The following is a 24,177-nucleotide window of genomic DNA, read 5'->3' on the forward strand; positions in this document are numbered from 1 at the left end:
GACGGCCGTGACGGCCGTGGTGGCCGCGACGGCCGCGGTGACGGCCGGTCTGCCGGGATTCGTTCAGCCGACGCGTCGACAGCACAGGAACAGCTGTTCCTCCGGCGGCAGCGTGGTACTGGCCGGCGCGTACGGATGCCCCGAGCACTCCTCGACGGCGAAGCCGGCCGCGACCAGAACCCGTTCCAGATCCTCCCTCAGATACCCACTGATCCGCAGCTCTCTGCCAAGGAACGGAAGCGGAACGTGATCCAGGTCCGCCTCGACCATACCGAGTGCCAGCAGCCCGCCGGGCCGGAGGAGTTCGCGCAGCCGTCCGAGTACGGTCGGGACCTCGTCCTGCGGCAGCAGGATCAGCGAGAAGAACGCGGTGACGGCGGCGAAGGCGCTGTGGCCGGCCGGCCCAAGTCCGGGGGCGTTCCAGACCCGGTCCGCGCGCTCGGTGGCCAGATCGTACAGGTCGATCCGATGGAACTCCGGCGGGAATTCGCCGGGGAAGGCGGCCTGCCGGGCCAGCGTGAGCATCACGTCGGACAGGTCCACGGCGGTCACCCGCAGCCCGCCCTCGACGAGCTGGCGGACGGTCGGCTCGCCGGTGCCGCAGCCCACGTCCAGCACCCGGGCGCCGGGTTCGAGGCGGGCGAGCACCTTCCGGCCGCAGGCCAGCTGCCCGTCCTTGGCGGGGAAGGCCTCGCCGTACGCGGCACCGAGGGTGTCGAAGGCGACCGCCTGCAGGGCCCGGGCCGCCCGGCGCCGCCGGACCTCGGGCTCGTCGTCCCCCGCGTCCTCGCCGACGGGGAAGGCGTCGGATATCTGTCCGGTCGTCACGTTGAGAGGCACCCTTCCACCCGTGGCCTCCGGTCGGCTCCTCGGCGGCCTGGTGGGCCGCGGCCGGTGGCGGTGTGTCACGCTCCCCGCAATCACACGGACGGACTGCACCCCGACGCGTTCGCGGCAGACACTCGTGTGCGTACTGGAATCCTGAGAATATGCGTGATCACTGCGCCATGGGGTCGCTTTCCGGCCAACTCGTCATGCTCGGGCCGAAGTGGCCGGGGTCGCGGAAGCACGACGGTGCGGGGCGGGGTGGTGCGCGGGGCCCCGCACGCCGCACAACGCGCCGGGGCTGTCGTCGCTGACCTGCGGTTTCTCCGGCCGGAAGGCTGACTATCAGACGTTTATCAAACGTCAATCGGTCCGGTGCACAGTGGAGTCCAGCGCCGGGGAAGCGTTGAGGGCGCTCCCGCAGCCGGGGGGCTGCGGGAGCGCCGACGCGCAGATCGGGGGAGGCCCTCCGGGGGGAGCGGAGGCCTTACGGCGCGGGGGAGATGAAGGGCTCGGTGTGCTGCAGGTTGATGAGGTCCGCCACGGGGGAGGCCTCGGGCACACCGAGCCGCACGAAGGTCGCGTGCGCCTCCTGGAGGCACGCCAGCCCGCGAGCAGGCTGGGCGAGGGCCAGCAACGCCTCGCCCAGCGCCGCGTTCGCCAGACCCTGACAGTAGGCCGAGTCCATCTCCTGTCCGATCGCCAGTGACTCTCCGGCGGCCTCGGCGGCCTCGGCGGACTGTTCAGCGGCGATCAGCGCAGAGGCGAGGCGGGCCAGGGTGTAGCCCTCCCAGAGCCGGTTCTGCTGTGACTGGTACAGCCGGTGGGCCTCGCGCAGATGCTGTATGGCGGCTTTGGTGTCATCGGTGGAGGACAGCACCACGCCGGTTTGATACAGGGTGTCGGCGAGGCACGGGCCATTTCTTGACGTCCGAGCTGTCATCACCGCCTCCGTGACCGAGCGGACCGCAGTCGCGATGTCTCCCAGCCTCATCTGCGCCCGAGCCATGTTGCCGAGCAACCTGGCCTCGTTGATCGGAACACGGATCACTCGGCTGATGGCGAGGGCTTGCTCGAAGAATGGAATGGCCTCGGCGGGGCGGTTCGTCAGGCTGAGAATGATCCCCAGATCGTTGGTCGCTGCCGACCGCAGAATCGTCATGTCGTCCGAACTCTGAAGGTTCAGGCTCTTGCGGAGCGATCGTTCGGCGCCTTGGAAGTCATTAGTGATCGACTGTAGCGTGCCGAAGGCGAAGTGCACCCGTGCAAGTGCAGCGGAGTCTTCGTAGGCAGCGGCGTTCTGTTCAGCGCTCTCAAGGGATCGGCGCACACGTGCGCCGTGTGTGGGATCCCCGACGATGCTGTTCATGACGATCAACAGATCGACGGCCGGTCGCAGGATGAAGCTCGGCCCCCGCACGGCGGCTTCGACCGTGCTGAGGAGCAGGATGATCTCGGTCCGGAGCCACCGCCTTGCATCCTGGCTCGTCGACATATTCAGGCCTGACGAGCTCAACGGATTGAGCGGCTCCGGGAGTTTATCGTCAGGCTCGATGACCTGGGCCGCGTTGCGGACGGTTGGAACCAGCAGGTCCAGCAGTTGCTGCATCGCCTGCTCCTGCTCCTCGTGGTCCCCGCGCCGCTCGTTCTGCCGACGAGCGTAGAGCCGGAGTAGGTCGTGATACCGGTACCGGCCTGGGGTATAGCACTCCAGCATGTTCGCCTCGACCAATGCCTCGGCGAAGTCCTCGGCGGCGCGCTCGTCCACACCGAGCAGCGCTGCGGCGGCCGCCAATGGGATGTCGGGGGAGTCGATCAGGGAGAGCAGCCGAAAGGCGCGGGCCTCGTCCGCGGACAGCTGTCCGTAGCCGAGCCCGATGGTGGTCTCCACGGCGAGGTTTCCGAGCTGGAGTTCGTCGAGCCGCCGTCGCTGGTCGGCTAACCGGCTGGCCAGGTCGGAGACGCTCCAACGCGGGCGGCTGGCCAGTCGGGCGGCCGCGATGCGGACGGCGAGCGGCAGGAAGCCGCAGGCGGTGACAACCTTCATGGCCGCCTCCGGCTCGTCAGCGACCCGCTGCTCGCCGACGATGGCGGAGAACAGCGAGAGCGCTTCGGCCGGCGTCAGCTCCTCGACGTCGAACAGCTGGGCACCGGGGATGCTGGCCAGCCGTGAGCGGCTGGTGGCGAGCACCGCGCACCCGGAGACTCCGGGGATGAGCGGCCGGATCTGGTCGGCGTCGCGCGCGTTGTCGAGCAGGATCAGCATTCGACGGCTGGCGAGCAGCGAGCGGTAGAGCGCGGCGCGCTGTTCGAGCGAGTCGGGGCTCTCGGTGACGCCGAGCGCATGCAGGAAGTCGCCCAGGACGGCCACCGGCTCGGCGGGCGAGGCGCCGGCTCCGCGCAGGTCGACGTAAAGCTGCCCGTCCGGGAACTCTGCACGGACGCGGTGGGCGACGTGGACGGCGAGGGTCGTCTTTCCGACTCCGCCGATTCCGGCCAATGACGTCACCACGACGGCCTGGCCGGTGGCGTTCATCAGGACCGCCGAGAGGTCGCCTACCAGCTCCGAACGTCCGCTGAAGTCCGAGATGTCGGCGGGCAGTTGGGCTGGCGCGGACGATGCGGTCGGGTCGTCCTCAAGGGTGGCGGGGGCGGGGGCGGGGGCGGGGGCGGGGGTGGCCGGGACGGCGAGCGCCGGGTCGGCCGCGAGGATGCGGCTGTGCATCGAGGACAGGCCGACGCCCGGTTCGACTCCGAGCTCCTCGATCAGGAGCTTGCGGGTGTCGGTGTAGACACCGAGCGCTTCGGCCTGGCGTCCGGAACGGTACAGGGCCAGCATCAGCAGCTCGCGCAGGCGCTCGCGCAGCGGGTGTTCGGCCGTCAGACTGTTGAGCTCGCCGACGATCTCGGCGTGCAGGCCGACATCGAGGGAGAGGGCGCACAGCTCCTCGGCGGCGGCGACCTGCCGCTCGGCCAGCCGTAGCCGCTGGGCTTCCGCGTATGGGCCGGGGATGCCGGTGAGCGGACGGCCGCCGAACAGGTCCAGCGCATGCGAAAGCAGTCGGTGCGCCTGGCGCTTGTCACCCGAGGTGCGGGCTGCCGCGGCCTCGGCGGAGAGCCGTTCGAAGGCCGAGAGGTCGAGGGCCTCGCCCGGAATGCGCAGGGCATAGCCGTCGGCGACCGAAACCAGCAGTTCGGCTGGCCGGCGTACCTCCCGCTGGGGCTCAATGACCGAGCGCAGTCTGGAGACGTACGTGCGGAGGGCGGCCACCGCTTGGGCCGGCGGCCGTTCGCCCCATAGCGAGTCGACCAGATCCTGCGTGGTGACCGGGCGACCGGTATGCAACAGAAGAGTGGTCAGAACGGCCTGTTGCTGGGGCGACCCCAGGGAGAGCGGCTTGCCGTCGAGCCAGGCTTGGACCGGACCGAGGACTTGGAAGCGCAGCGCAGGGGTCTGCGGCGTCTCCCGAAACTCCATGAAGTCCCCCGATGGCCTGTGGTGTCGATTCCGTGAATGGCGCTCGGCGGTCCGCCGTGGTGCTTCAGCTTAGGCGGACGCTCGACTCTGCCGGACAGTGCCGTAGGCCGCACGATGTTTATCGGACATTTAATCAACCCTACGATACTGTCCCCGCGCCCGCGCCAAGGAGGTCGGGCTGAACACATTTGATGACTGAAAGGCGGTCGCCTCATGGCCAATGACCAGAGTGGGACCCCGGTGACGTTGACGCCAGAGGACGCGTCGACGACCGAGGTCCCGGCTGCCGCTGCGGTGGCAGGCAAGGTTGTGGAGGATGCGGTGACTGCACCCTCGAACCCCACTGGTTACGTCGCGCCGACTGGCGCCGAGAAGACCGCGCTCGAGAACGACCTGTTTGGTGACGAGGCTGACCATGTGGTTGAGCCCACTCCGCCGGTCGCCGGCAAATCGGGCGAGGTCTATGAGCCCGAGGGCATGATCTCCGGCCACCCGTAAGCCGGTGGCGTGCCGTGCCCTGCGGCGATCGTGTGAGTGCGGGGCACTTTGTGCATTTGTGCTCTGGAGTGCTGGCCTGACGGTATGTAGTCTCGAACTGGCGTTCACCCGCGAGGGGTGAGCCTCGATGGTTTGGAGGGGTTGTATGAGCAATCTTCGTCGGGTCGCTATGGTCGCCGTGTCGACCGCCGTTGTGACTGTCGGCTACGTGGCGACTGCCGCGGGGGCTTTCGCGAGCATCGTCGGCGGCCACCCGTAAGCCGTTCCGGCCGCGTGCCCCTGCGCCCCGGTCCGGGCGCGGGGGCACTGCCGGTTATGGGCGTGCCCATTCGGCGGTCGGTGTCCGCCCGGTGGCCGAATCGCGCCCGTGGTGCACTCATGGTGACCGGCGATATCCGTAACGTGCCCGGCGGCGGGCGCGGGGCGTTCCGGAATTACGGATTCATCCCGGTGGATTGTCGGGCCGGAATGCTGCAGTTTGCTGCGATTGTGCCCGCAATTAGCGGAGAAGATCGTATTCGGCTGATTCGCGGGGATCGGGAACGGGCGAGACGTGGTTCGGTTCGGCGGTCCATTCCCGGCCGCCGCCCTCGGGGCGCAGGTAGTGCTCGCCGCCGATGGTGCCCATGTAGATGCCGGTGCGTCCGGTCCTGCGGTCGAGGACGTGGTCGCCCACCTGTGGCCGGTAGGCCCGGGCGTCGTGCTGTCGAGTGCTCACCGTGCTGCTCCTCGCTCTGGTAGGCGACTGGCCAGCATCTCTAGAGAAGCTAAAATCTCTAGAGATGTCAACGGTCGTACCGGCTTATCGGCTTACCGTCGACCGGCGGCGCGCCTACGATTTCTCCGAGGCAGAGGGAGCGGCGATGACCGGCAGCAATGGCGACAAGCAGCCCAAGTACCAGCGGATCGCCGACTCCCTGAAGGCGGCCGTCGACAGCGGCCGGTACCGCGCGGGCGACCGGCTGCCCGGCGAGAACGACCTCATGGACGAGTACGGCGTGGCCCGGATGACCGCCCGCCAGGCGCTGGGCGTGCTGCAGAGCGAGGGCATCGCGGAGGCCCGCAAGGGCGCGGGGGTGTTCGTCCGGGACTTCCGGCCGCTGCGCCGACGCGGCATCCAGCGGCTGGCGCAGGGGCAGTGGGGCTCCGGCCGGTCGATATGGTCCGCGGACATCGACAACCGCAGCCTGGTGGTCGATCAGGTGTCGGTCACCGAACAGGGTTCCCCCGAGCACGTGTCCCGGGTCCTCGGGGTCGCCCCGGGCTCCCCGATGTGCGTGCGCCGCCGCCGCTTCGTCCTGGACGGCAAGCCGGTGCTGCTCTCCACCTCCTACCTGCCGGCCGTCCTGGTCGCCGGCACCGCGATCACCCGCGAGGACACCGGCCCCGGCGGCACCTACGCCCGCCTGGCCGAGATCGGCGCCAAGCCCGTCCACTTCCGCGAGGAGGTCCGCTCCCGCATGCCCGGCGCCGAGGAGGCCGCCCGCCTCGAACTCTGCCCCGGCACCCCGGTGATCCTGATCTGCCGCACCGCCTTCGCCGACGAGGGCCAGGTCGTCGAGCTCAACGAGATGATCCTCGACGCCGCCTCCTACGTCCTGGAGTACGACTTCGACGCGTGAGGGGCACGGCGAACCGCCCCGGCCGCGCTGGGCGGCCGGGGCGGTGAAGGGGCGTACGGGGGCGTGCGGGAGCGGTCCGACCGGCGGCTACTCCTTGGAGCGGATCCGCAGGCTGGTGATCAGCGGGCCTTCCGTGGTCTCCCGGAAGAAGTCGTTGCCCTTGTCGTCGACGACGATGAACGCCGGGAAGTCCTCGACCTCGATGCGCCAGACGGCCTCCATGCCGAGCTCGGCGTACTCCAGGACCTCGACCTTCTTGATGCAGTCCTGGGCGAGGCGCGCGGCCGGGCCGCCGATGGAGCCGAGGTAGAAGCCGCCGTGCGCGGCGCAGGCGTCGGTGACCTGCTTGCTGCGGTTGCCCTTGGCGAGCATGACCATCGAGCCGCCGGCCGCCTGGAACTGGTCGACGTAGGAGTCCATCCGACCGGCCGTGGTGGGGCCGAAGGAGCCGGAGGCGTAGCCCTCGGGGGTCTTGGCCGGGCCCGCGTAGTAGACCGGGTGGTCCTGCAGGTACTTGGGCATGCCCTCGCCGGCGTCCAGGCGCTCCTTGATCTTGGCGTGGGCGATGTCGCGGGCGACGACGAGCGTGCCGGTGAGCGAGAGGCGGGTCTTCACCGGGTACTTGGAGAGCTCGGCGCGGATCGCGGACATCGGCTGGTCGAGGTCGACGCGCACCACGTCGTCGTCCAGGTGCTCGTCGGTGGTGTCCGGCAGGTACTTCGCCGGGTCGGTCTCCAGCTGCTCCAGGAAGACGCCCTCGGCGGTGATCTTGCCGAGCGCCTGGCGGTCGGCGGAGCAGGAGACGGCCATGGCGACCGGCAGCGAGGCCCCGTGGCGCGGCAGTCGGACCACGCGCACGTCGTGGCAGAAGTACTTGCCGCCGAACTGGGCGCCGATGCCGATCTTCTGGGTCAGCTCGGTGACCTTGGCCTCCAGCTCCAGGTCGCGGAAGCCGTGGCCGGTCCTGGCGTTGCCGGAGGTCGGCAGGTTGTCCAGGTAGTGCGCCGAGGCGTACTTGGCGGTCTTCAGCGCGAACTCGGCGCTGGTGCCGCCGATCACGATGGCCAGGTGGTACGGCGGGCAGGCGGCGGTGCCGAGGGAGCGGATCTTCTGCTCGAGGAACGAGAGCATGCTCGCCTCGTTCAGGATGGCCTTGGTCTCCTGGTACAGGTACGACTTGTTGGCGGAGCCGCCGCCCTTGGCCATGAAGAGGAACTTGTACGCGTCGCCGTCGGTGGCGTACAGCTCGATCTGGGCCGGCAGGTTGTTGCCGGTGTTCTTCTCGTCCCAGGTGGTCACCGGGGCCATCTGGGAGTAGCGCAGGTTGAGCTTGGTGTACGCGTCGTACACGCCGCGCGCGATGGCGGACTCGTCGCCGCCCTGGGTGAGCACGTTCTGGCCGCGCTTGCCCATGACGATCGCGGTGCCGGTGTCCTGGCACATCGGGAGGACGCCGCCGGCCGAGATGTTGACGTTCTTCAGCAGGTCCAGCGCGACGAACCGGTCGTTGGGGCTGGCCTCCGGGTCGTCCAGGATGCGGCGCAGCTGGGCCAGGTGGGCCGGGCGCAGGTAGTGCGAGATGTCGTGCATCGCCTCGGCCGTCAGCAGCCGCAGCGCCTCGGGCTCGATCTGGAGGAAGGTCCGGCCGCCGGCTTCGAAGGTGGAGACACCCTCGGAGGTCAGCTTGCGGTAGGGGGTCGGGTCAGCGCCCAGGGGGAGCAGGTCGCTGTACTCGAAGTCTGGCGTGGGAGCCATCGGGGCGGTCCTTAGCTATCCAGTGGTCCGGCTGCGTCGGCGAAGCACCATCCAGGGTAGGACCCGGCCGGCGGCGGCTCGCGGACAGGTCAGCCTTGCGTGACCGGGCTCACTCGGGCTGGAGTGCGAGCGACTAGGGTGGACCCCGTGGACAACTCGCCGTCGCACGACGACCGGGGGCAGCCGGTGCCGGCGCCCGTACCGATGACCAAGTCCGAACCCGGGCCGGGCCTCGAGCCCGAGGTGAAGCCCGAACTCAGGCCCGAGCCAAGGCCCGAGGCAAAGCCGCAGGCCGGACCGCAGCCGGCGCACCCGCCGGTGGCGGAGGCGGAGCTGCGCGTCTCGGACGCCGACCGCGAGCGGGTCGCGGAACTGCTGCGGGACGCGTACGCGGAGGGCCGCCTGGACGCGGACGAGCACGCGGAGCGCATCGGGGCCGCGTACGCCGCCAAGACCTTCGGCGACCTGGTGCCGCTGACCCGGGACCTGGCGGCCCGCCCGCTGTCCTTCGAGAAGCAGCCGGGCGCTGCGGCGGCGGCCCAGCCGCCCGCGCGCCAGGAGTCGCCGGCGGTGGTGGCGGTCTTCGGCGGCGCGTCCCGCAAGGGCCGCTGGCGGGTGGGCTCGCAGCTGAGGGCCTTCGCGGTGTTCGGCGGCGTGGAGATCGACCTGAGCGACGCCGTGTTCGAGTCTCCCGAGGTGGAGATCGTCGTCGTGGCGCTGTTCGGCGGGGTCGAGGTCCGGGTGCCGGAGAACGTCAGCCTGCAGGGCGCCGGGGTGGGCCTGTTCGGCGGTTTCGATGTCCGGGAGCAGACCGCGGCGGACCCGTACGCTCCGGTTGTCCGGGTCAAGGGCCTTGCGATGTTCGGCGGTTGCACCGCCAAGCCGCGCCGGGGCAAGAAGCTCAGGGAGTGGGCGCGCCGCCAACTCGGCACCGACTAGCGTCCGTTGGCCTGTGCAGCGCCCGGCCGGGAGCCAACTCCCGGTCGGGCGCTCGGCGTTGCGGCCGGGTGCACTCCGTAGTCGATTGCGTGCAGTGTGCATGAATCGCGGCCGGGCGGGGTAGTTCCTTCCGCACATCGCTTCTTGTACGGCTGCGCACCGGAGGCGGCCCAGCGGCCGTTCCGGAGGGTTGGACAGCGGGGGCTCGCAGCCGGTAGGGGAGCGAGGGTTCCCCGTGTCCGAGAGCCTCGTCAGGAGTACGGCCGTGCTGCATCCGATCGAGTCCCGCCCCACCTCGCCCGCCGCCGCAGCGCAGTTGCTGGAGCGCGGTCCCGCTGTGCCTCCCCAGCCGCAGCCCTCGGCCGGCCGGCCGGGCGCCGCCGCGGCCGAGGACGACCCCTGGCACACCGGTGCGGCGTGTCGACGGGACGAGGTGGGGCTGTTCTTCGCGCCCTCCAAGGAGCCGACGGCGGCCCGGCTGTCCCGCGAGGAGCAGGCCAAGCAGGTGTGTGCCCGCTGCCCGGTGCTGCTGGAGTGCCGCGAGCACGCGCTGGCCCAGCCGGAGCCGTACGGGGTGTGGGGCGGGCTGACGGCCGCCGAGCGGCGGGTGGTGCTGGCCCGGCGCCGCCGCCGGGACACGGAGTTGCGCGAGGCGGCCCGGGTGACGTCGGGCGCCGCGCGCCGGATAGCCGGTTGACGGCCGGCCGGAGACCTCGGCGCCGCGGGCGGGGCCGAAGGCCGGGCCGAAGGCCCGGGCCCGGACGCACCGCGGCCCCGGCGGAGGGATTCCGCCGGGGCTGCGGTGTGCTGTGTCGCGAGCGCCCGGTCCGTCGGGCGCGTCAGTTGGCGCGGTCGAAGTCGATCGCGCTGTAGGCCCGCAGCTTCGAGAGCTTGTGGGTGGAGTTGATCTCGCGGATCGTGCCGCTCTTGGAACGCATCACCAGCGAGCTGGTGGTGGCGGTCTCCGAGCGGTAGTGCACACCGCGCAGCAGTTCGCCGTCGGTGATGCCGGTGGCGACGAAGAACACGTTCTCGCCGCTGACCAGGTCGTCGGTGGTGAGCACCCGGTCCAGGTCGTGGCCGGCGTCGAGGGCCTTCTGCCGCTCGGCGTCGTCCTTGGGCCACAGCCGGCCCTGGATGACGCCGCCCATGCACTTCATCGCGCAGGCCGCGATGATGCCCTCCGGGGTGCCGCCGATGCCCATCAGCAGGTCCACGCCGGTGCCTTCGCGGGCGGCCATGATGGCGCCGGCCACGTCGCCGTCGGAGATGAACTTGATCCGGGCGCCCGCCTCGCGGATCTCCCGGACCAGGCCGTCGTGGCGCGGGCGGTCGAGTACGACGACGGTGACGTCCTCGGCGGCGCTGCCCTTGGCCTTGGCGACCCGGCGGATGTTGACCGCCGGCGGGGCGGTGATGTCGACGAACTCGGCGGCCTCCGGCCCGGCCACCAGCTTGTCCATGTAGAACACGGCGCTGGGGTCGAACATGGTGCCGCGGTCGGCCACGGCCAGCACGGCCACGGCACTGTTCATGCCCTTGGCCGTGAGGGTGGTGCCGTCCACCGGGTCCACCGCGACGTCGCACTCGGCGCCGGTGCCGTCGCCGACCCGTTCGCCGTTGTAGAGCATCGGGGCTTCGTCCTTCTCGCCCTCCCCGATGACGACCACGCCGTTCATCGAGACGGTCGAGACGAGGGTGCGCATGGCCTTGACGGCCGCGCCGTCCGCGCCGTTCTTGTCGCCACGTCCGACCCACCGGCCGGCGGCCATGGCGGCCGCCTCGGTGACCCGGACGAGTTCGAGCGCGAGGTTCCGGTCCGGAGCCTCGGGCGCGACTTCCAGGGCACTGGGAAGTTGGTGCGGGTACTGCGTGGTCATCGTCGTTACCTCTCTGTACGCGACGGCCAGTAAGCGCCCGACTACTGCCTGGTCGAACGCCGTGGTGAGGGTCCTGCGATCGTATCTGCCCACGAGATGACTGTCTGTGGCGCAGGTCGCCGTGCGGGCCGGAAACCGCCCCTTCCTCCCCGTTCACCCGGACGTGGACCCCCGGGTGGCCGGGCCGCAACGGCGATGAGTCACCATGTGGGGGTGGCTGCAGAGAGCAAGGGCATGAGAGGCCGCCAGACCGTACGGGACATGGTCCTGTCGATGCTGGCGGTCGGTTTCGTCGTCTGGATCGGGTACCTGTTCCTCCCGCACGACGCCGACAGCGACCCGGTGCACGTGGTCGAGTACAAGGTGGCGGCGGCCACCGCCAAGCGCGCCGCGCCCTACCCGCTGCTCTCCCCGGACGGGCTGTCCGACAAGTGGCGGGCCACCTCGGTCAGCTACCGGCCGGCCGACCAGAGCAGCGGCAAGGGCAACGTCTGGCACCTGGGCTTCGTGACCCCCTCCGGCCAGTACGCGGCGGTCGAGCAGAGCGACGCGCCGCGCGACTCGCTGCTGGCCGACAAGGTCGCGGGCGGCGAGCCGGACGGCACCTCCGAGGTGGCCGGCCGCGCCTGGGACCGGGTGCAGGGCGAGAAGTCCCGCGCGCTGGCCGCCCAGACCGGCTCCGGGACCACCCTGCTCACCGGCACCGCCTCCTACGAGGAGCTGGCCGAGCTGGCGCAGGCGCTCAAGTAGCGCAGGCGCACGCTTACGCGCAGGCCCACGCTCAGCCGCAGGAACGCCGAAGGGCCCCGCACCGGACGAACCGGTGCGGGGCCCTCTCGCATGGGCGCGTCAGACCGTGGTGACGACCTGGTCGTACTCCAGGCGCGGCGAACGCGGGAACCAGGCGTCGTCGCCCGGCTTGCCGATGTTGACCACGGCCAGCACCGAGTGGTCGCCGTCGCCGAAGAACTCCTTGTCGATGCCCTCGGCGTCGAAGCCGGTCATCGGGCCGGCGGCCAGGCCGGCGGCGCGCACGCCGATGATGAAGTAGGCGGCCTGCAGGGCGGCGTTCAGCGAGGCGGACCGCTCGCGGACGGCGCGCTCCGAGAAGAAGACGTCCTTGGCCTGCGGGAAGTGCGGGAACTGGGTCGGCAGCTCCTCGTGGAACTCGTTGTCCGCGGCCAGGATGGCGACCAGCGGGGCGGTGGAGGTCTTGGCCTTGTTGCCGTCCGCCAGGTGCTGGACGAGGCGCTCGCGGCCCTCGGCCGAGCGGACCAGGACGACGCGCAGCGGCTGCTGGTTGAAGGCGGTCGGGCCGAACTTGACCAGGTTGTAGATGGCCTGGACCTGCTCCTCGGAGACCGGCTCGTCGGTGAAGGTGTTCGCGGTGCGGGCCTCGCGGAACAGCAGGTCCTGAGCGGCGGCGTCGAGTACCAGGGCGTCGGTGGTCATGCTTCTGCACCTCATGCGGCAAGGGGGTTCGTCGGAGTGACCGACCGTGGCCGATCATCCCATCCAACCTGAGTGAATATTCAACGATTCCCTCAGTGGATGTGATAGGCATCACGCCCCGGCCGTGCGGTGCGGCCCTCGCCTCACCCGCCGCCCGGGGCCCCGTCCTCCTCGGCGGCCAGCGCGGCGTCCAACCGGGCCCGGGCGCCGTCCAGCCAGCGCTGGCACACCTTCGCCAACTGCTCGCCGCGCTCCCACAGGGCCAGCGACTCCTCCAGCGACGTCCCGCCGTTCTCCAGCTGCCGGACGACGTCCAGCAGCGCGTCCCGGGCGTGCTCGTAGCCCAGCGCGTCGTCCGGGTTCGGCGCCGCCGCCTCCTGCTGCTCCTGCTGCTCTGCCATGCGTGCCAGCGTAGGGGCTCGGACCGACAGCGGCGGGCCCCGGCTACCGCTCCCCGGCCACGGTGACCGGGAAGCCGCCGCCCGCCACGCGGGCGTTCAGCCCCTCGCCGGGTGCGACCTGCGCCGGGTCGGTCACCACCGTGCCGTCCGTCCGCTGGAGCACCGCGTAGCCGCGCTCCAGGGTGGCCGCCGGGGAGAGCGAGACCACGCGGGCCAGGGTGTGCCCGAGATCGCTCTGCCCGTGGTCCAGCCGGTGCCGCAGGGTGCGCCGGGCCCGCTCCAGCAGGGCCGCCACCTCCTGGCCGCGGCCGTCCAGCATCCGGTCCGGGGCGGCCAGTGCCGGGCGGCTGCGCAGCCCGTCCAGCCCGTGCTGCTCGCGCTCGACCCGGGCCAGGACGTGCCGGCGGGCGCGGTCGCGCAGCTGACGGACCTTGGCCAGCTCCTCGCCGACGTCCGGAACCACCCGTTTGGCGGCATCGGTCGGAGTGGAGGCGCGCAGGTCGGCGACGAAGTCCAGCAGCGGCTGGTCCGGCTCGTGCCCGATCGCGCTGACCACCGGCGTACGGGCGGCCGCGACCAGCCGCACCAGCCCCTCGTCCGAGAACGGCAGCAGGTCCTCCACACTGCCGCCGCCGCGCGCCACGACGATCACGTCCACCTCGGGGTGCTCGTCCAGCTCCCGCACGGCCGCGCTCACCCGCTCCACCGCACTGACCCCTTGCACCGGCACGTTGCGCACCTCGAAGCGGACGGCCGGCCAGCGCCGCCGGGCGTTCTCCAGCACGTCCCGCTCGGCCGCCGAACCGCGCCCGGTGACCAGGCCGACGCACTGCGGCAGGAACGGCAGCGGCTTCTTGCGCTCGGCCGCGAACAGGCCCTCCCCCGCGAGCCGCCGCTTCAGCTGCTCCAACCGGGCCAGCAGCTCGCCCAGCCCGACCGGCCGGATTTCGGAGGCCCGCAGCGACAGCTGGCCGCGTGCCGCGTACCACTCCGGCTTGGCGTGCACGACGACCCGCGCGCCCTCCTGGACGACGTCCGCGACCTGCTCGAACACCGAGCGGAAGCACGTCACCGTGAGGGACACGTCGGCCTGCGGATCGCGCAGGGTCAGGAACACCACGCCCGCCCCGGGCCGACGGCTGAGTTGGGTGATCTGCCCCTCCACCCACACCGCGCCGAGCCGGTCGATCCAGCCGCCGATCAGCGCGGAGACCTTGCCGACCGGGAGCGGGGCTTCTGGGGAGCTGGTGTTGGCCATGCGTACGAGGCTAGCGGCGCCCGCCGACACCGTCTGCGCCCCGACCGGCGGAGTCCGGGCCGCTGCGGCCCGGGCCGCCTCGGCCGGTGGTGCCGCTCCGACCGCTGCTGCCTCGGCCGGCGGTGCCCTGGACGGCGAGCACCACCAGGCCGACCGCCAGCCAGACCAGCCCGACGAGCTGCGCGGTGGTCGAGGCCTCGTAGACCACCGCGCCGATCACCGCGATCCCCAGCACCGGGACGACCACGTGCCGCAGCCGGTCCCGCGAGCCGTGCCGCACCGCGTACCAGCCGATCACCGAGGCGTGCAGCAGCGCGAAGGCGGTCAGCGCGCCCACGTTCACGACCGAGGTCAGCTGGTCCAGCCCGTCGTCGCGGTCGGCCGCCCAGACCGCCGCCGCCATCGTGATCACCGCGGCCGCCAGCAGCGCCCGCCGCGGCACCGCGCTGGCCGGGTCCACCGAGCCGAGGCCGCGCGGCAGCCGTCCGTCCCGCGCCATCGCGAAGACCAGCCGCCCGGCGGCCGCCTGCCCGGCGAGGGCCGCGAAGGCCGCGCCGATGGCCTTGCCGGCCGCCACCAGGACGTGCAGCCAGTGCCCGATGCCGGTCTCCACGGTGTCGTAGAACGCCGAGCCCTGCGCCGCCGGATCGGCGGCCAGCTGCTGCGGGCCCATCGGCTCCAGCACCGCCGCCAGGTAGGTCTGCGCGACGAACAGCACTCCGGCCAGGGCCAGGCACCAGAGCACCGCCCGGGCCACCGCCGCGGAGGCGCCGAGCGCCTCCTCCACGAAGGTCGCGATCGCGTCGAAGCCCAGGTAGGAGAGCACCGCGACGGACACCGCCGAGATCACGGCGGTCAGCGAGAAGTCGCCGACGGCGGTGAACGGGGTGTCCCAGCCGCGCCGGGCGCCGTCCTGGGCCAGCGCCACCACGGCGGCCACCACGAAGACCGCCAGCACCGCGATCTCCATCGCGAGCACCGCGAACCCGACCGCCGCCGCCGTCCGCACCCCGACGAGGTTGAGCGCGGTGGTGACCACGACCGCGATCGCCGTCCACAGCCAGCGCGGGACGTCCGGCACCAGGGAGTGCAGGGCGATCCCGGAGAACAGGTAGGCCACCGCCGGGATCAGCAGGTAGTCGAGCATCGCCATCCAGCCGGCGATGAACCCCGGGCCCTCGCCCAGCCCGGCCCGGGCGTAGGCGAACACCGAGCCGGTCTGCGGCACGGCGCGCACCATCTGGGCGTACGAGAAGGCGGTGAGGCCCATCGCCACCGTGGCGGCCAGGTAGACCGTGGCGACGGCGCCGTGGCTCTTGGCGTCCAGCACGCCGAACACGCCGACCGGGGCCATCGGGGCGATGAACAGGAGTCCGTAGACCATCAGATCGCGGACGCTCAGACTGCGGCGCAGGCCGCTCGGCGTCGCCTGCTCGCTCACTGTGCTCATAGGCACCACATTTGAGCACTTGTGACCGAGTCTGTCCGGAAATCGCCCCACCGTCGGCGCGGCTCCCCGCCACGAGCGGCGCCGTGCGCGGCCGCCCGTACGATGGAGCCATGTCCAACACCGCGCAGCGCCGTGTCCTGCTCGCCGCCCCCCGGGGCTACTGCGCGGGCGTCGACCGCGCCGTGATCGCCGTGGAGAAGGCCCTGGAGCAGTACGGGGCCCCCATCTACGTCCGCAAGCAGATCGTCCACAACAAGTACGTGGTGCAGACCCTGGAGAAGAAGGGCGCCATCTTCGTCGACGAGACGGAGGAGGTGCCCGAGGGCTCGATCGTGGTCTTCTCCGCGCACGGCGTCGCCCCGTCGGTCCACGACGAGGCGCGGGCCGGCAAGCTCGCCACCGTCGACGCCACCTGCCCCCTGGTCACCAAGGTGCACAAGGAGGCCGTCCGCTTCGCCGACGAGGGCTACGACATCCTGCTGGTGGGCCACGAGGGCCACGAGGAGGTCATCGGCACCATGGGCGAGGCCCCGGACCGGATCCACCTGGTGGACGGCGCCGAGGACGTCGCCAACGTGAAGGTCCGGGACGAGTCCAGGGTCGTCTGGCTGTCCCAGACCACCCTGTCGGTGGACGAGACCATGGCCACCGTCGGCGAGCTGAAGAAGCGCTTCCCGGCGCTGGTCAGCCCGCCCAGCGACGACATCTGCTACGCGACCCAGAACCGCCAGGTCGCCGTCAAGCAGCTGGCCCCCGAGACCGACCTGCTGATCGTGGTCGGCTCCAAGAACTCCTCCAACTCCGTCCGCCTGGTCGAGGTCGGCCTGGAGTACGGCGCCAAGGCCGCCCACCTGGTGGACTTCGCCGAGGAGATCCGGGAGGAGTGGCTGGAGGGCGTCGGCACCGTCGGCCTGACCAGCGGCGCCTCGGTGCCGGAGATCCTGGTCGACGGCGTGCTCGAATTCCTGGCCGTACGCGGTTACGACACGGTCGAGACGGTCAAGACCGCCGAGGAGCACCTGATCTTCTCGCTGCCCAAGGAACTGCGCCGCGACCTGCGCGCCGAGGCGGCGGGCAAGCTCTGACGCCCCCGGAGAGCCCGGTGCCCCGCTCGGGGCACCGGGCTCTCTGCTGTGCGGGGCCGTGCGCCCTCTCGTATTTTGTTCACAGGCTGTGGACAAGCGGGTCCGCGGGCGCGGCGGAGGGTGGACGTGATGACGGCGGTATTCGGCGTGGACATCGGCGGCTCGGGGATCAAGGGCGCACCGGTCGACCTCGCCCGGGGCGCGCTCACCGAGGAGCGCTACAAGGTGCTCACCCCGCAGCCGTCCGCCCCCGAAGCCGTGGTCGCCGCCGTCCGCGAGGTGGTCCGCCACTTCGACCACCGGGGCCCGGTCGGGCTGACCTTCCCCGGTGTGGTGGTCGGCGGCCGGACCAGGACTGCCGCCAATGTGGACAAGGGCTGGATCGACCTCGACGCCGAGGGGCTCTTCCGCGAGGCGCTCGGCCTGCCCGCGACCGTCCTCAACGACGCGGACGCGGCCGGCCTCGCCGAGGTGACGCACGGCGCCGGCCGGGACCAGCCCGGCGTGGTCCTCATGCTCACCTTCGGCACCGGCATCGGCAGCGCGCTCCTGGTGGACGGCGTGCTGGTGCCCAACACCGAACTGGGCCACCTGGAACTGCGCGGCAAGGACGCCGAACGCCGGGCCTCCTCGGCCGCCAAGGACCGGCACGAACTGACCTGGGAGCAGTGGGCCGGACGGGTCGACGAGTACCTGGACCTGGTGGAGATGCTGTTCTCGCCGCAGCTGATCGTGATCGGCGGCGGCGTGAGCCGCAAGCACGAGAAGTTCCTGCCGCTGCTGAAGGACCGCGGGGCGCGGGTCGTGCCGGCGGAACTGCGCAACGACGCGGGCATCGTCGGGGCCGCCATGGCGGCGGCCCGGGCGGCGCGCTAGGGACGCGGCCTCAGCGGGAGCGGTGGAACCGGCGCTGGGCGACGAAGCGGGCGAGCACGATCAGCGCGGCCAGCCCGGTGCCGGAGAACAGCCAGCCGGCCCGCAGCGCCAGCCCCGTCGCGAGCGTGACCACCTGGGCGGTGAAGCCCGTGGAGCCGACGGGCGCGAGCAGCAGCAGCGCCAGGGCGAAGGCGATCGGCCCGCTGATCGGCGCGGCCAGCAGGTCGGCGTAGCGGACCCGGACGGCCAGCTGGAAGCAGACCACCACGTAGCCGACGCCGAACAGCCAGCCCAGGCCGTCGAACAGCAGCCGGTCCGCGCCCGCCACCGCGACCGTGGCCAGGACGGCGGCCACGCCGGTGCCGATGGCCGTCAGCCGGGTCGGCCGGCCGGTCCGGCGCCGCCCGTACAGCTGCGCGCCGCCGCGCCCGCGCAGCGGCAGGCGCAGCCGCGGGGCGGCCGGACGGGCGGCGGCGGGCGGGCCGGCCACCGGGCGCAGCCGGGACGCGGGAGCCGGCCCGGTGGGGGCCCCGCCGGTCTCGGGAGCCCGGCCTGGACCGGGGACGGCGGCTGCGGCCGCGCCGTTCGGCGGACGGCGTCTGGGCCCTGGCGGCTGGGTACGGATGCTCTGCTCCACCCGCCCAACGTACGGTCCGATCATCGCCACAGTGTGTAATGGACCGTTCAGGTCCTGGCCCGTGTCTCCGGACGGCGGAGCCATGGACCGTCGCCCGGATGGGCTGACCCGCCCGGCCACCGCCGCTTCCCCACCGCCGACGGGCGGGGCAACCGGCTGAGTCCCCGGAGCCCGGGACGGTGCCCCGGAGGGTGCGAACCGACGAGTGAGGCACCGCGGGAGCTGCCCGTAGACTTGGGGGTCGGCCCGCACGGTGCCGACCCAACTCCTCCAAGCCCCCGGGACTGCGCTTCATGTCGCTCACGATCGGAATCGTCGGCCTGCCGAACGTCGGCAAGTCGACCCTGTTCAACGCCCTGACCAAGAACGACGTGCTGGCGGCCAACTACCCGTTCGCCACCATCGAGCCGAACGTCGGCGTGGTCGGCGTCCCGGACGCGCGGCTGGCCAAGCTCGCCGAGATCTTCGGCTCCCAGCGCATCCTCCCGGCCACCGTCGACTTCGTCGACATCGCGGGCATCGTGCGGGGCGCCAGCGAGGGCGAGGGCCTGGGCAACAAGTTCCTCGCCAACATCCGCGAGTCGGACGCGATCTGCCAGGTCGTGCGCGCCTTCACCGACCCGGACGTGGTGCACGTGGACGGCAAGGTGTCGCCCAAGGACGACATCGAGACCATCCACACCGAGCTGATCCTCGCCGACCTCCAGACCGTCGAGAAGGTCCTGCCACGGCTCCAGAAGGAGGCGCGCCTCAAGAAGGACACCGCCCCCGTGCTGGCCGCCGCCGAGGCCGCGCAGGCGATCCTGGAGACCGGTAAGACCCTCTTCGAGGCCGGCTTCGACACCGCCCCGATCCGCGACCTGCACCTGCTGACCGCCAAGCCGTTCCTCTACGTCTTCAACGTGGACGAGGAGGAGCTGGCCGACGAGGACTTCAAGAACGCCCAGCGCGAGCTGGTCGCCCCGGCCGAGGCGATCTTCCTCAACGCCAAGATCGAGTCCGAGCTGATCGAGCTGGACGACGACGAAGCCCTCGAACTCCTCCAGTCCATGGGCCAGGAGGAGCCCGGCCTCGCCACCCTCGCCCGGGTCGGCTTCGCCACCCTCGGCCTGCAGACCTACCTGACGGCAGGCCCCAAGGAGACCCGCGCCTGGACCATCAAGAAGGGCGCCACCGCCCCCGAGGCCGCCGGAGTCATCCACACCGACTTCCAGAAGGGCTTCATCAAGGCCGAGGTGATCTCCTTCCACGACCTGGTCGAGACCGGCTCCATCGCCGAGGCCCGCTCCAAGGGCAAGGCCCGCATCGAGGGCAAGGACTACGTCATGCAGGACGGCGACGTGGTGGAGTTCCGCTTCAACGTGTGATCCGCTCCTTACTGTGCGCTAGGTGATTCGTCAAGTGTGCAGCTCGGAAGGGGTCGGCTCCTTTGGGGGTCGACCCCTTCGTCATCACGGTGCTGGATGGGTGCTGGATATCCTGACGCTGGATCGGCCGGTATCAGGTGCCGTAAACGGTGGAGCGATGCCCGACGTGCACGACCCACACCACCAGCTCCCCGTTGTCGATCGTGTAGACGACCCGGTAATCGCCGACTCGCAGGCGCCGGCGTTGGGGCTGCGACACGAGCGCGGTGGTGTTGAAGCCGAGAGGATCGCTCTCCAGCTCGGTCAGCTTGGCCAGGATGCGCAGTGCCATGTCGCGGGGGATCTTCCGAAGCTCGGCCTGAGCCTCGGGTCGGAACACGGTTCGGTACTCACTCACTGCGCGCCAGCGTCTCCCTCATGATGTCCTCGATCGGGATACCGGGAGCCGGGTTGGCCATGCGCTCGTCGATGATCCGGTTGATCTCGCGTTCTTCCCATTCCTGGTACTTGCGCAGTACCTCGATGGAGACGACGGCGGCGATCTCCTTGCCTCGGCGTGTGATCACCGTGGGCACATCGTCCCGATCGGCTCGCTCCACGACCTCGGCCAAGTGCGCGCGTACATCCCGGATGGACTCTATGGGCAGCGGCTGTGTCATGCGCTCAAGCGTACTGAGTGTTCCGTGTGTACACAACACCCGCTGTGATGGGGGGCATCGCGGTCGTGCGTGCTGGATGTGCTGGATGAGCCCCTACGGTGCTGGATCGGTGCTGGATGCGAGCCGCCGAAAGCCTGTTCTTGCAGGTCGGAGCACTGTCTTGGATGTTCCGCTTCAACGTGTGATCATTTGATTACTCTAAGCTGATTCGATCTGTCAAATGGGCAGGTCAGACGGGCCTTGCCTGTCCTGAGGCAGGGCCCGCTTTCGTGCCCGTGCTGACTTGGTGCTGACATTCGGCCCATCGCACCCTTCCTTCCGGTGGTACGTTATCTGGTACCACTCGTGGAGGGAGTCCAGTCGATGTCGATCACTGCCAGCGAGGCGCGCAAGGCTCTCTTCCCGTTGATCAAGAAGGTCAACGACGATCACGAGGCCATCGAGATCGTCTCCAAGCACGGGAACGCCGTACTTGTGTCGGCCGAGGACTATGCCGCCCTGCGCGAAGGCTCCTATCTGCTGCGCTCGCCGGCGAACGCTCGCCGCCTGCTCAAGGCGTACGAGAACGCCCTTGGCGGCACAGGGCTCTCCGAGCGGGAGCTCATCGACCCTGATGCGGCGGACGTGGGGAAGGGCGCCGCGTGAGGCTCGTCTTCGAAGAGGGCGGCTGGGAGGACTACACGTCCTGGCTCAAGAGCGACCGCAAGATGCTCGCCCGGATCAACAAGCTCATCGAGGACGTCCTGCGCGACCCGTTCACCGGGATCGGCAAGCCCGAGCCGCTGAAGTACCACTTGCCCGGGGCCTGGTCGCGGCGGATCGACGACGAGCACCGCCTCGTCTATTTGGTGACGGACCGGGAGATCATCGTTCTGGCCGCCCGCTACCACTACTGATGGCTGGCTGTGTGGTCGAGCCACCGTGCTGATTCTGTGCTGACTTGGGCCGCCAGGATCAGCACCTTCGCAGGTCACGGCCTTGTGGTGGGTATTCCGCTTCAACGCCTGACGGTCACTCAAGAGTCTTGCCCGACCCGCATGTCAACGGGTCGGGCAAGGCGGTCCTGGTCGCCCTCGAGTGCGGCGGGCGCGCTCACACCTTGACGACCTCGACCGTGGGGCCGCAGAGGAGCGTCAGATCCTCGGGGTCGGAGGTGAGGACGGTGACCGGCGGGGGTGCGGTGCGGGCGATGACGGCGAAGGCGGCGTCGATGGAGTACTTGTGCCCGTGGAGGTGGTGGGTACGCAGGAGGGCGGCGGCGTGGTCGGCGATCTCCTTGGTGACGTCGTGAACGTCGATGCGGGAGAGGACCCACTTGATGCGGGCCGGGTGGATGCGCTCGTAGTCGGCCTCAAGGGTGGTCATGGCGCTGGTGGCCACGCGGACGCCCTCCTCCGATGCCGCTTGGACCAGAGCCACGACCGTCCGGTCCTTGCGGTAGAGCTTCGAGAGACCTTCGCTGTCGAGCAGGAGTGCGCCGGGCATCAGGCGGCGACTCCGTCGGCACGACGGTGGTCATGGCGCAACACGGCGCGGGCAGCCTCGACCTCCTCGCGGGTGAGCCCGTCGTTGTCGGTCTCGAAGTCGGCGACGATCTCCCCGAGCTTGTCCATGGCGACCCGCTGTTCGAGGGCTTCGGCAACATAGGCGGAGAAGCCGCCGGGCCCCACGTGTGCGCGTACGGATTCGGCGAGGTCCTCGGGCAGGCTGATCGAATACTTCCTGCTACTGCTCATGCCGCTGATCCTACCGCTGGTAGCAAGCAAGCGTGAGGTGGGCCCCGTTTCCGGCCCGCTACCACTACTGATCGCCGGTCCGGGGTTGCATCGCGGTGCTGATTCCGAAGGGGCCCGGGATGCCCGCCGAGGGGGCAGCCATGCGCTCGTCGATGATCCGATTGATCTCGCGCTCTTCCCGCTCCTGGTGCTGCCGCAAAACGTCGATGGGGACCACGGCGGCGACCTCCTTGGTGTCCGGCGGGCGGGTCAGCCGACGGTGATGGTGAGCAGGCCGTCCGGGGTCGGGGTGATGGTGACGGTGGTGAGGGTGTCGGCGTGGGCGTCCGGGTGGTGGGCGGTGGCGCGGGGGCCGATGCCGAGGACGCGCATGCCGGCGGCCTTGGCGGCGGCGATGCCGGCGCCGGAGTCCTCGAAGGCGAGGCAGTCGGAGGGGGCGTAGCCGAGGGCGGCGGCGCCCTTGAGGAAGCCCTCCGGGTCCGGCTTGCTGGCGCCGACGGACTCGGCGGTGACCAGGACGGGCGGCAGTGGCAGTCCGGCGGCGCCCATCCGGACCCGGGCGAGCGGCTGGTCGGCGGAGGTGACCAGGGCGTGCGGGAGGCCGGCCAGTGAGGCGAGGAAGGCGGCGGCGCCGGGGATCGGGACGACGCCTTCGGTGTCGGCGCGCTCCTCGTCGAGCATCCGCTCGTTCTCGGCGAGGTTGACCTCGGTGGGGCGGTCGGGCAGGAGGGCGGCCATGGTGGCGTGGCCCTGGCGGCCGTGGGCGACGGCGAGCACCTCGGCCGGCTCCAGGCCGTGCTGCTCGGCCCAGCGGCCCCAGCAGCGTTCGACGACGGCGTCGGAGTTGACCAGGGTGCCGTCCATGTCCAGGAGGAGGGCGCGGGCGGTCAGCCGGATGGGGGCGGCGGGCATGGGGGCTCCTCGGAGGAACGAAACGCGAGCTGTTTGTTTCTAAAGGATACAAAAGATCCAAAAGATCAGCCGAGCAGGTGGGCGTTGACCGCGCGGGCCTCCTCGGCCAGCTCCGGCAGCTCCACCACCTCGACCCCGGCCGCCTCCAGCAGGGCCGTGCCCTGGCAGGCGGCGACGAACAGGTCCGGCTCGCGCCAGGCGACCACCACGCGCGGGACGCCGGCCGCGATGATCAGCCGGGCGCACGGCACCGGGCGGGAGGCGCGCTGCCCGCAGGGCTCCAGCGAGCTGTAGACGGTCGCCCCGCGCAGCCGGGGGTCGCCGGCCGGGAGCTTGGCCAGGGCCGCCTCCTCGGCGTGGTCGTGCGCGTCCGCCTCCCGGCTGTACCCCTGGGCCAGCACCCGGCCGTCGCCGTCGACGATCACCGCGCCGACCGAGAAGGCCGTCGCGGACGGCGGGCAGCGGCGGGAGAGTTCGACGGCCCGGCGCAGGTGGTCGAGGTCGGTGGTCGCGGGGCGGTTCACGGCGCGGGCTCCTTCGGGGCGTACCTGAGCAGGACGACGTCGCCCACGGTACGGGCCTCCAGCAGCCGCATCCGCCGGGCCGGGCCGCCCGGGAACGCGGCCGGGCGGACGAACCGGGGTGCCTCGGCCTGGCCGACCAGCAGCGGGGCGACGGCCAGCTGCAGCTCGTCCGCGAGGCCCCCGGCCAGGAACTGGGTGTGCACGCCCCCGCCGCCCTCGACCATCAGCCGTCGCACGCCGCGCTCGCCCAGGTCGTCCAGCACCGCGCCGAGGTCCACCGCGCCGCCGAGTGTGACCACCTCGGCCAGCCCGTCCAGCCGCGGGCGCAGCGCTGCCGCCCCGGTGTCGGTGGTGTAGACGAGCTTGGCGTCGCCGGTGTGCCAGAACCGCAGCCCGGCGTCGAGGGCGCCGCCGGCGCTGAGCGTCACCTTCAGCGGGTACTCGGGCCGGCCGGCGGCCAGTCGGGCGGCCCGGCGCGCGGGGTCGTTGACCAGGAGGCGCGGGTTGTCGGCGCGCAGGGTGTTGCCGCCGACCAGGATCGCGTCGGCGGCCGCCCGCTCCTCGTCCACCCGGTCGAAGTCGGCGGCGTTGGAGAGCAGCAGCCGGTCGGTGGAGGCGTCGTCGAGGTGGCCGTCGAGCGACACGGCGGCGCTCAGCAGGACGAAGGGGCGCTGGCCGGGCATGGGCGGGGACCGTTCTGTCGGGGGCGCCTCCACGGTACGGCGGCCGGGTGCCGGCCGGGCCCCGGCTGATCGACAGGTGAGACATATATTCTCGGGATGCGGGACGACGGGTAGCGTCGGAGCCCTCGGAGAACGGCAGA

The 24,177-nt window shown here is 71.2% G+C and carries 26 protein-coding genes and 1 pseudogene; 10 read left to right on the plus strand and 17 right to left on the minus strand.

All coding sequences use genetic code 11. From position 1 onward, the window contains the following. Positions 1–63 precede the first annotated feature (63 nt). Both AC0B61_RS14990 and AC0B61_RS14995 read right to left on the minus strand, forming a co-directional pair. Positions 64–828 (minus strand): class I SAM-dependent methyltransferase, encoded by a 765-nt coding sequence (locus AC0B61_RS14990; RefSeq protein WP_471741088.1) that lies wholly within the window; start codon positions 826–828, stop codon positions 64–66. A gap of 484 nt (positions 829–1,312) precedes the next feature. Continuing rightward, positions 1,313–4,303, minus strand: coding sequence for an AfsR/SARP family transcriptional regulator (locus AC0B61_RS14995; protein WP_471741089.1), 2,991 nt, complete (start codon positions 4,301–4,303; stop codon positions 1,313–1,315). Between the two features lie 213 nt (positions 4,304–4,516). On the opposite strand from AC0B61_RS14995, the gene AC0B61_RS15000 reads away from it, so the two are divergent. Next, the gene (locus tag AC0B61_RS15000) at positions 4,517–4,801 is read left to right on the plus strand and encodes a hypothetical protein (RefSeq protein ID WP_471741090.1); all 285 of its coding nucleotides are present in this window, start codon (positions 4,517–4,519) and stop codon (positions 4,799–4,801) included. A 499-nt stretch (positions 4,802–5,300) separates the two neighbouring features. On the opposite strand, the gene AC0B61_RS15005 is transcribed toward AC0B61_RS15000, so the two are convergent. Beyond that, complete coding sequence (locus AC0B61_RS15005) at positions 5,301–5,519, minus strand: hypothetical protein (RefSeq protein ID WP_471741091.1); 219 nt, start codon at positions 5,517–5,519, stop codon at positions 5,301–5,303. A 145-nt stretch (positions 5,520–5,664) separates the two neighbouring features. Here AC0B61_RS15005 and AC0B61_RS15010 point away from each other — a divergent pair, with 145 nt between their 5' ends. Further along, on the plus strand, positions 5,665–6,423 hold the full coding sequence (locus AC0B61_RS15010; protein ID WP_471741092.1) for a GntR family transcriptional regulator: 759 nt from the start codon (positions 5,665–5,667) through the stop codon (positions 6,421–6,423). Positions 6,424–6,510: 87 nt separating this feature from the next. Here AC0B61_RS15010 and AC0B61_RS15015 read toward each other — a convergent pair whose 3' ends face one another. Beyond that, entirely contained in the window at positions 6,511–8,178 is a 1,668-nt protein-coding gene (locus AC0B61_RS15015) for a fumarate hydratase (protein ID WP_471741093.1), read from the minus strand. 147 nt (positions 8,179–8,325) lie between these two features. Here AC0B61_RS15015 and AC0B61_RS15020 point away from each other — a divergent pair, with 147 nt between their 5' ends. Together AC0B61_RS15020 and AC0B61_RS15025 are read left to right on the plus strand one after the other, a co-directional pair. Next, positions 8,326–9,117 carry a DUF1707 domain-containing protein gene (locus AC0B61_RS15020; RefSeq protein ID WP_471741094.1) on the plus strand — a complete coding sequence of 264 codons (792 nt, stop codon included), beginning with the start codon at positions 8,326–8,328 and terminating at the stop codon, positions 9,115–9,117. Positions 9,118–9,454: 337 nt separating this feature from the next. Beyond that, positions 9,455–9,814 (plus strand): WhiB family transcriptional regulator, encoded by a 360-nt coding sequence (locus AC0B61_RS15025; RefSeq protein ID WP_471741273.1) that lies wholly within the window; start codon positions 9,455–9,457, stop codon positions 9,812–9,814. A gap of 142 nt (positions 9,815–9,956) precedes the next feature. On the opposite strand, the gene glpX is transcribed toward AC0B61_RS15025, so the two are convergent. Continuing rightward, entirely contained in the window at positions 9,957–10,997 is a 1,041-nt protein-coding gene (gene glpX / locus AC0B61_RS15030) for a class II fructose-bisphosphatase (RefSeq protein ID WP_471741095.1), read from the minus strand. Between the two features lie 213 nt (positions 10,998–11,210). Between glpX and AC0B61_RS15035 the strand changes: the two genes are divergently transcribed. Further along, positions 11,211–11,747: a DUF4245 domain-containing protein gene (locus AC0B61_RS15035; protein ID WP_471741096.1), complete on the plus strand. Its 537-nt coding sequence runs from the start codon at positions 11,211–11,213 to the stop codon at positions 11,745–11,747. A 99-nt stretch (positions 11,748–11,846) separates the two neighbouring features. On the opposite strand, the gene AC0B61_RS15040 is transcribed toward AC0B61_RS15035, so the two are convergent. The 4 genes from AC0B61_RS15040 to AC0B61_RS15055 form a co-directional block, all read right to left on the minus strand. Continuing rightward, the gene (locus tag AC0B61_RS15040; RefSeq protein ID WP_471741097.1) at positions 11,847–12,449 is read right to left on the minus strand and encodes a malonic semialdehyde reductase; all 603 of its coding nucleotides are present in this window, start codon (positions 12,447–12,449) and stop codon (positions 11,847–11,849) included. A 143-nt stretch (positions 12,450–12,592) separates the two neighbouring features. Then, entirely contained in the window at positions 12,593–12,850 is a 258-nt protein-coding gene (locus tag AC0B61_RS15045) for an exodeoxyribonuclease VII small subunit (protein WP_471741098.1), read from the minus strand. Between the two features lie 43 nt (positions 12,851–12,893). Beyond that, on the minus strand, positions 12,894–14,108 hold the full coding sequence (gene xseA / locus AC0B61_RS15050; protein WP_471741099.1) for an exodeoxyribonuclease VII large subunit: 1,215 nt from the start codon (positions 14,106–14,108) through the stop codon (positions 12,894–12,896). Positions 14,109–14,118: 10 nt separating this feature from the next. After that, positions 14,119–15,558: an APC family permease gene (locus tag AC0B61_RS15055; protein ID WP_471741100.1), complete on the minus strand. Its 1,440-nt coding sequence runs from the start codon at positions 15,556–15,558 to the stop codon at positions 14,119–14,121. 110 nt (positions 15,559–15,668) lie between these two features. On the opposite strand from AC0B61_RS15055, the gene AC0B61_RS15060 reads away from it, so the two are divergent. Further along, a complete protein-coding gene (locus AC0B61_RS15060) occupies positions 15,669–16,643 on the plus strand; it encodes a 4-hydroxy-3-methylbut-2-enyl diphosphate reductase (protein ID WP_471741101.1) in 975 nt (324 codons plus the stop codon). A 129-nt stretch (positions 16,644–16,772) separates the two neighbouring features. Then, positions 16,773–17,519: a polyphosphate--glucose phosphotransferase gene (gene ppgK, locus AC0B61_RS15065; protein ID WP_471741102.1), complete on the plus strand. Its 747-nt coding sequence runs from the start codon at positions 16,773–16,775 to the stop codon at positions 17,517–17,519. A 10-nt stretch (positions 17,520–17,529) separates the two neighbouring features. Here ppgK and AC0B61_RS15070 read toward each other — a convergent pair whose 3' ends face one another. Beyond that, positions 17,530–18,156: a DUF6542 domain-containing protein gene (locus AC0B61_RS15070; RefSeq protein WP_471741103.1), complete on the minus strand. Its 627-nt coding sequence runs from the start codon at positions 18,154–18,156 to the stop codon at positions 17,530–17,532. 293 nt (positions 18,157–18,449) lie between these two features. Here AC0B61_RS15070 and ychF point away from each other — a divergent pair, with 293 nt between their 5' ends. After that, entirely contained in the window at positions 18,450–19,523 is a 1,074-nt protein-coding gene (gene ychF, locus AC0B61_RS15075; RefSeq protein WP_471741104.1) for a redox-regulated ATPase YchF, read from the plus strand. 133 nt (positions 19,524–19,656) lie between these two features. Here ychF and AC0B61_RS15080 read toward each other — a convergent pair whose 3' ends face one another. Together AC0B61_RS15080 and AC0B61_RS15085 are read right to left on the minus strand one after the other, a co-directional pair. Next, positions 19,657–19,920 (minus strand): type II toxin-antitoxin system RelE family toxin, encoded by a 264-nt coding sequence (locus tag AC0B61_RS15080; RefSeq protein WP_471741105.1) that lies wholly within the window; start codon positions 19,918–19,920, stop codon positions 19,657–19,659. Further along, positions 19,913–20,182: a type II toxin-antitoxin system Phd/YefM family antitoxin gene (locus AC0B61_RS15085; protein ID WP_344460062.1), complete on the minus strand. Its 270-nt coding sequence runs from the start codon at positions 20,180–20,182 to the stop codon at positions 19,913–19,915. Before AC0B61_RS15085 ends, AC0B61_RS15080 begins: the two co-directional genes overlap by 8 nt. A 363-nt stretch (positions 20,183–20,545) precedes the next feature. Here AC0B61_RS15085 and AC0B61_RS15090 point away from each other — a divergent pair, with 363 nt between their 5' ends. Then, positions 20,546–20,827, plus strand: a complete 282-nt coding sequence (locus AC0B61_RS15090; RefSeq protein WP_471741106.1) for a type II toxin-antitoxin system Phd/YefM family antitoxin — start codon at positions 20,546–20,548, stop codon at positions 20,825–20,827. Next, positions 20,824–21,078 carry a Txe/YoeB family addiction module toxin gene (locus tag AC0B61_RS15095; RefSeq protein WP_328955342.1) on the plus strand — a complete coding sequence of 85 codons (255 nt, stop codon included), beginning with the start codon at positions 20,824–20,826 and terminating at the stop codon, positions 21,076–21,078. Before AC0B61_RS15090 ends, AC0B61_RS15095 begins: the two co-directional genes overlap by 4 nt. A 196-nt stretch (positions 21,079–21,274) precedes the next feature. Here AC0B61_RS15095 and AC0B61_RS15100 read toward each other — a convergent pair whose 3' ends face one another. The 5 genes and pseudogenes from AC0B61_RS15100 to AC0B61_RS15120 all read right to left on the minus strand — a co-directional run bounded on the left by AC0B61_RS15100 (position 21,275) and on the right by AC0B61_RS15120 (position 24,037). Beyond that, entirely contained in the window at positions 21,275–21,667 is a 393-nt protein-coding gene (locus AC0B61_RS15100) for a type II toxin-antitoxin system VapC family toxin (RefSeq protein WP_471741107.1), read from the minus strand. Beyond that, positions 21,667–21,918: a hypothetical protein gene (locus tag AC0B61_RS15105; protein WP_471741108.1), complete on the minus strand. Its 252-nt coding sequence runs from the start codon at positions 21,916–21,918 to the stop codon at positions 21,667–21,669. Before AC0B61_RS15105 ends, AC0B61_RS15100 begins: the two co-directional genes overlap by 1 nt. Positions 21,919–21,982: 64 nt before the next feature. After that, on the minus strand, positions 21,983–22,171 hold the full coding sequence (locus tag AC0B61_RS15110; protein WP_471741274.1) for a hypothetical protein: 189 nt from the start codon (positions 22,169–22,171) through the stop codon (positions 21,983–21,985). Further along, complete coding sequence (locus tag AC0B61_RS15115; protein ID WP_471741109.1) at positions 22,168–22,830, minus strand: HAD-IA family hydrolase; 663 nt, start codon at positions 22,828–22,830, stop codon at positions 22,168–22,170. The genes AC0B61_RS15110 and AC0B61_RS15115 overlap by 4 nt, the downstream gene beginning before the upstream one ends. A 65-nt stretch (positions 22,831–22,895) precedes the next feature. Continuing rightward, positions 22,896–24,037 (minus strand): annotated as a pseudogene (locus AC0B61_RS15120) (dihydrofolate reductase family protein). Positions 24,038–24,177 lie beyond the last annotated feature (140 nt).

The organism is Kitasatospora sp. NPDC023385, from assembly GCF_055664045.1.

Bases quoted from the DNA above. Each gene is read 5' to 3' on its own strand.
- AC0B61_RS15045 (WP_471741098.1), bottom strand. From the start codon at position 12,850: ATGGCAGAGCAGCAGGAGCAGCAGGAGGCGGCGGCGCCGAACCCGGAC.
- AC0B61_RS15090 (WP_471741106.1), top strand. From the start codon at position 20,546: ATGTCGATCACTGCCAGCGAGGCGCGCAAGGCTCTCTTCCCGTTGATC.
- glpX (WP_471741095.1), bottom strand. From the start codon at position 10,997: ATGACCACGCAGTACCCGCACCAACTTCCCAGTGCCCTGGAAGTCGCG.
- AC0B61_RS14995 (WP_471741089.1), bottom strand. From the start codon at position 4,303: ATGGAGTTTCGGGAGACGCCGCAGACCCCTGCGCTGCGCTTCCAAGTC.
- AC0B61_RS15100 (WP_471741107.1), bottom strand. From the start codon at position 21,667: ATGCCCGGCGCACTCCTGCTCGACAGCGAAGGTCTCTCGAAGCTCTAC.
- AC0B61_RS15055 (WP_471741100.1), bottom strand. From the start codon at position 15,558: ATGAGCACAGTGAGCGAGCAGGCGACGCCGAGCGGCCTGCGCCGCAGT.
- AC0B61_RS15105 (WP_471741108.1), bottom strand. From the start codon at position 21,918: ATGAGCAGTAGCAGGAAGTATTCGATCAGCCTGCCCGAGGACCTCGCC.
- AC0B61_RS15115 (WP_471741109.1), bottom strand. From the start codon at position 22,830: ATGCCCGCCGCCCCCATCCGGCTGACCGCCCGCGCCCTCCTCCTGGAC.
- xseA (WP_471741099.1), bottom strand. From the start codon at position 14,108: ATGGCCAACACCAGCTCCCCAGAAGCCCCGCTCCCGGTCGGCAAGGTC.
- AC0B61_RS15085 (WP_344460062.1), bottom strand. From the start codon at position 20,182: ATGACACAGCCGCTGCCCATAGAGTCCATCCGGGATGTACGCGCGCAC.
- AC0B61_RS15000 (WP_471741090.1), top strand. From the start codon at position 4,517: ATGGCCAATGACCAGAGTGGGACCCCGGTGACGTTGACGCCAGAGGAC.
- ppgK (WP_471741102.1), top strand. From the start codon at position 16,773: ATGACGGCGGTATTCGGCGTGGACATCGGCGGCTCGGGGATCAAGGGC.
- AC0B61_RS15010 (WP_471741092.1), top strand. From the start codon at position 5,665: ATGACCGGCAGCAATGGCGACAAGCAGCCCAAGTACCAGCGGATCGCC.
- AC0B61_RS15060 (WP_471741101.1), top strand. From the start codon at position 15,669: ATGTCCAACACCGCGCAGCGCCGTGTCCTGCTCGCCGCCCCCCGGGGC.
- AC0B61_RS15040 (WP_471741097.1), bottom strand. From the start codon at position 12,449: ATGACCACCGACGCCCTGGTACTCGACGCCGCCGCTCAGGACCTGCTG.
- ychF (WP_471741104.1), top strand. From the start codon at position 18,450: ATGTCGCTCACGATCGGAATCGTCGGCCTGCCGAACGTCGGCAAGTCG.
- AC0B61_RS15015 (WP_471741093.1), bottom strand. From the start codon at position 8,178: ATGGCTCCCACGCCAGACTTCGAGTACAGCGACCTGCTCCCCCTGGGC.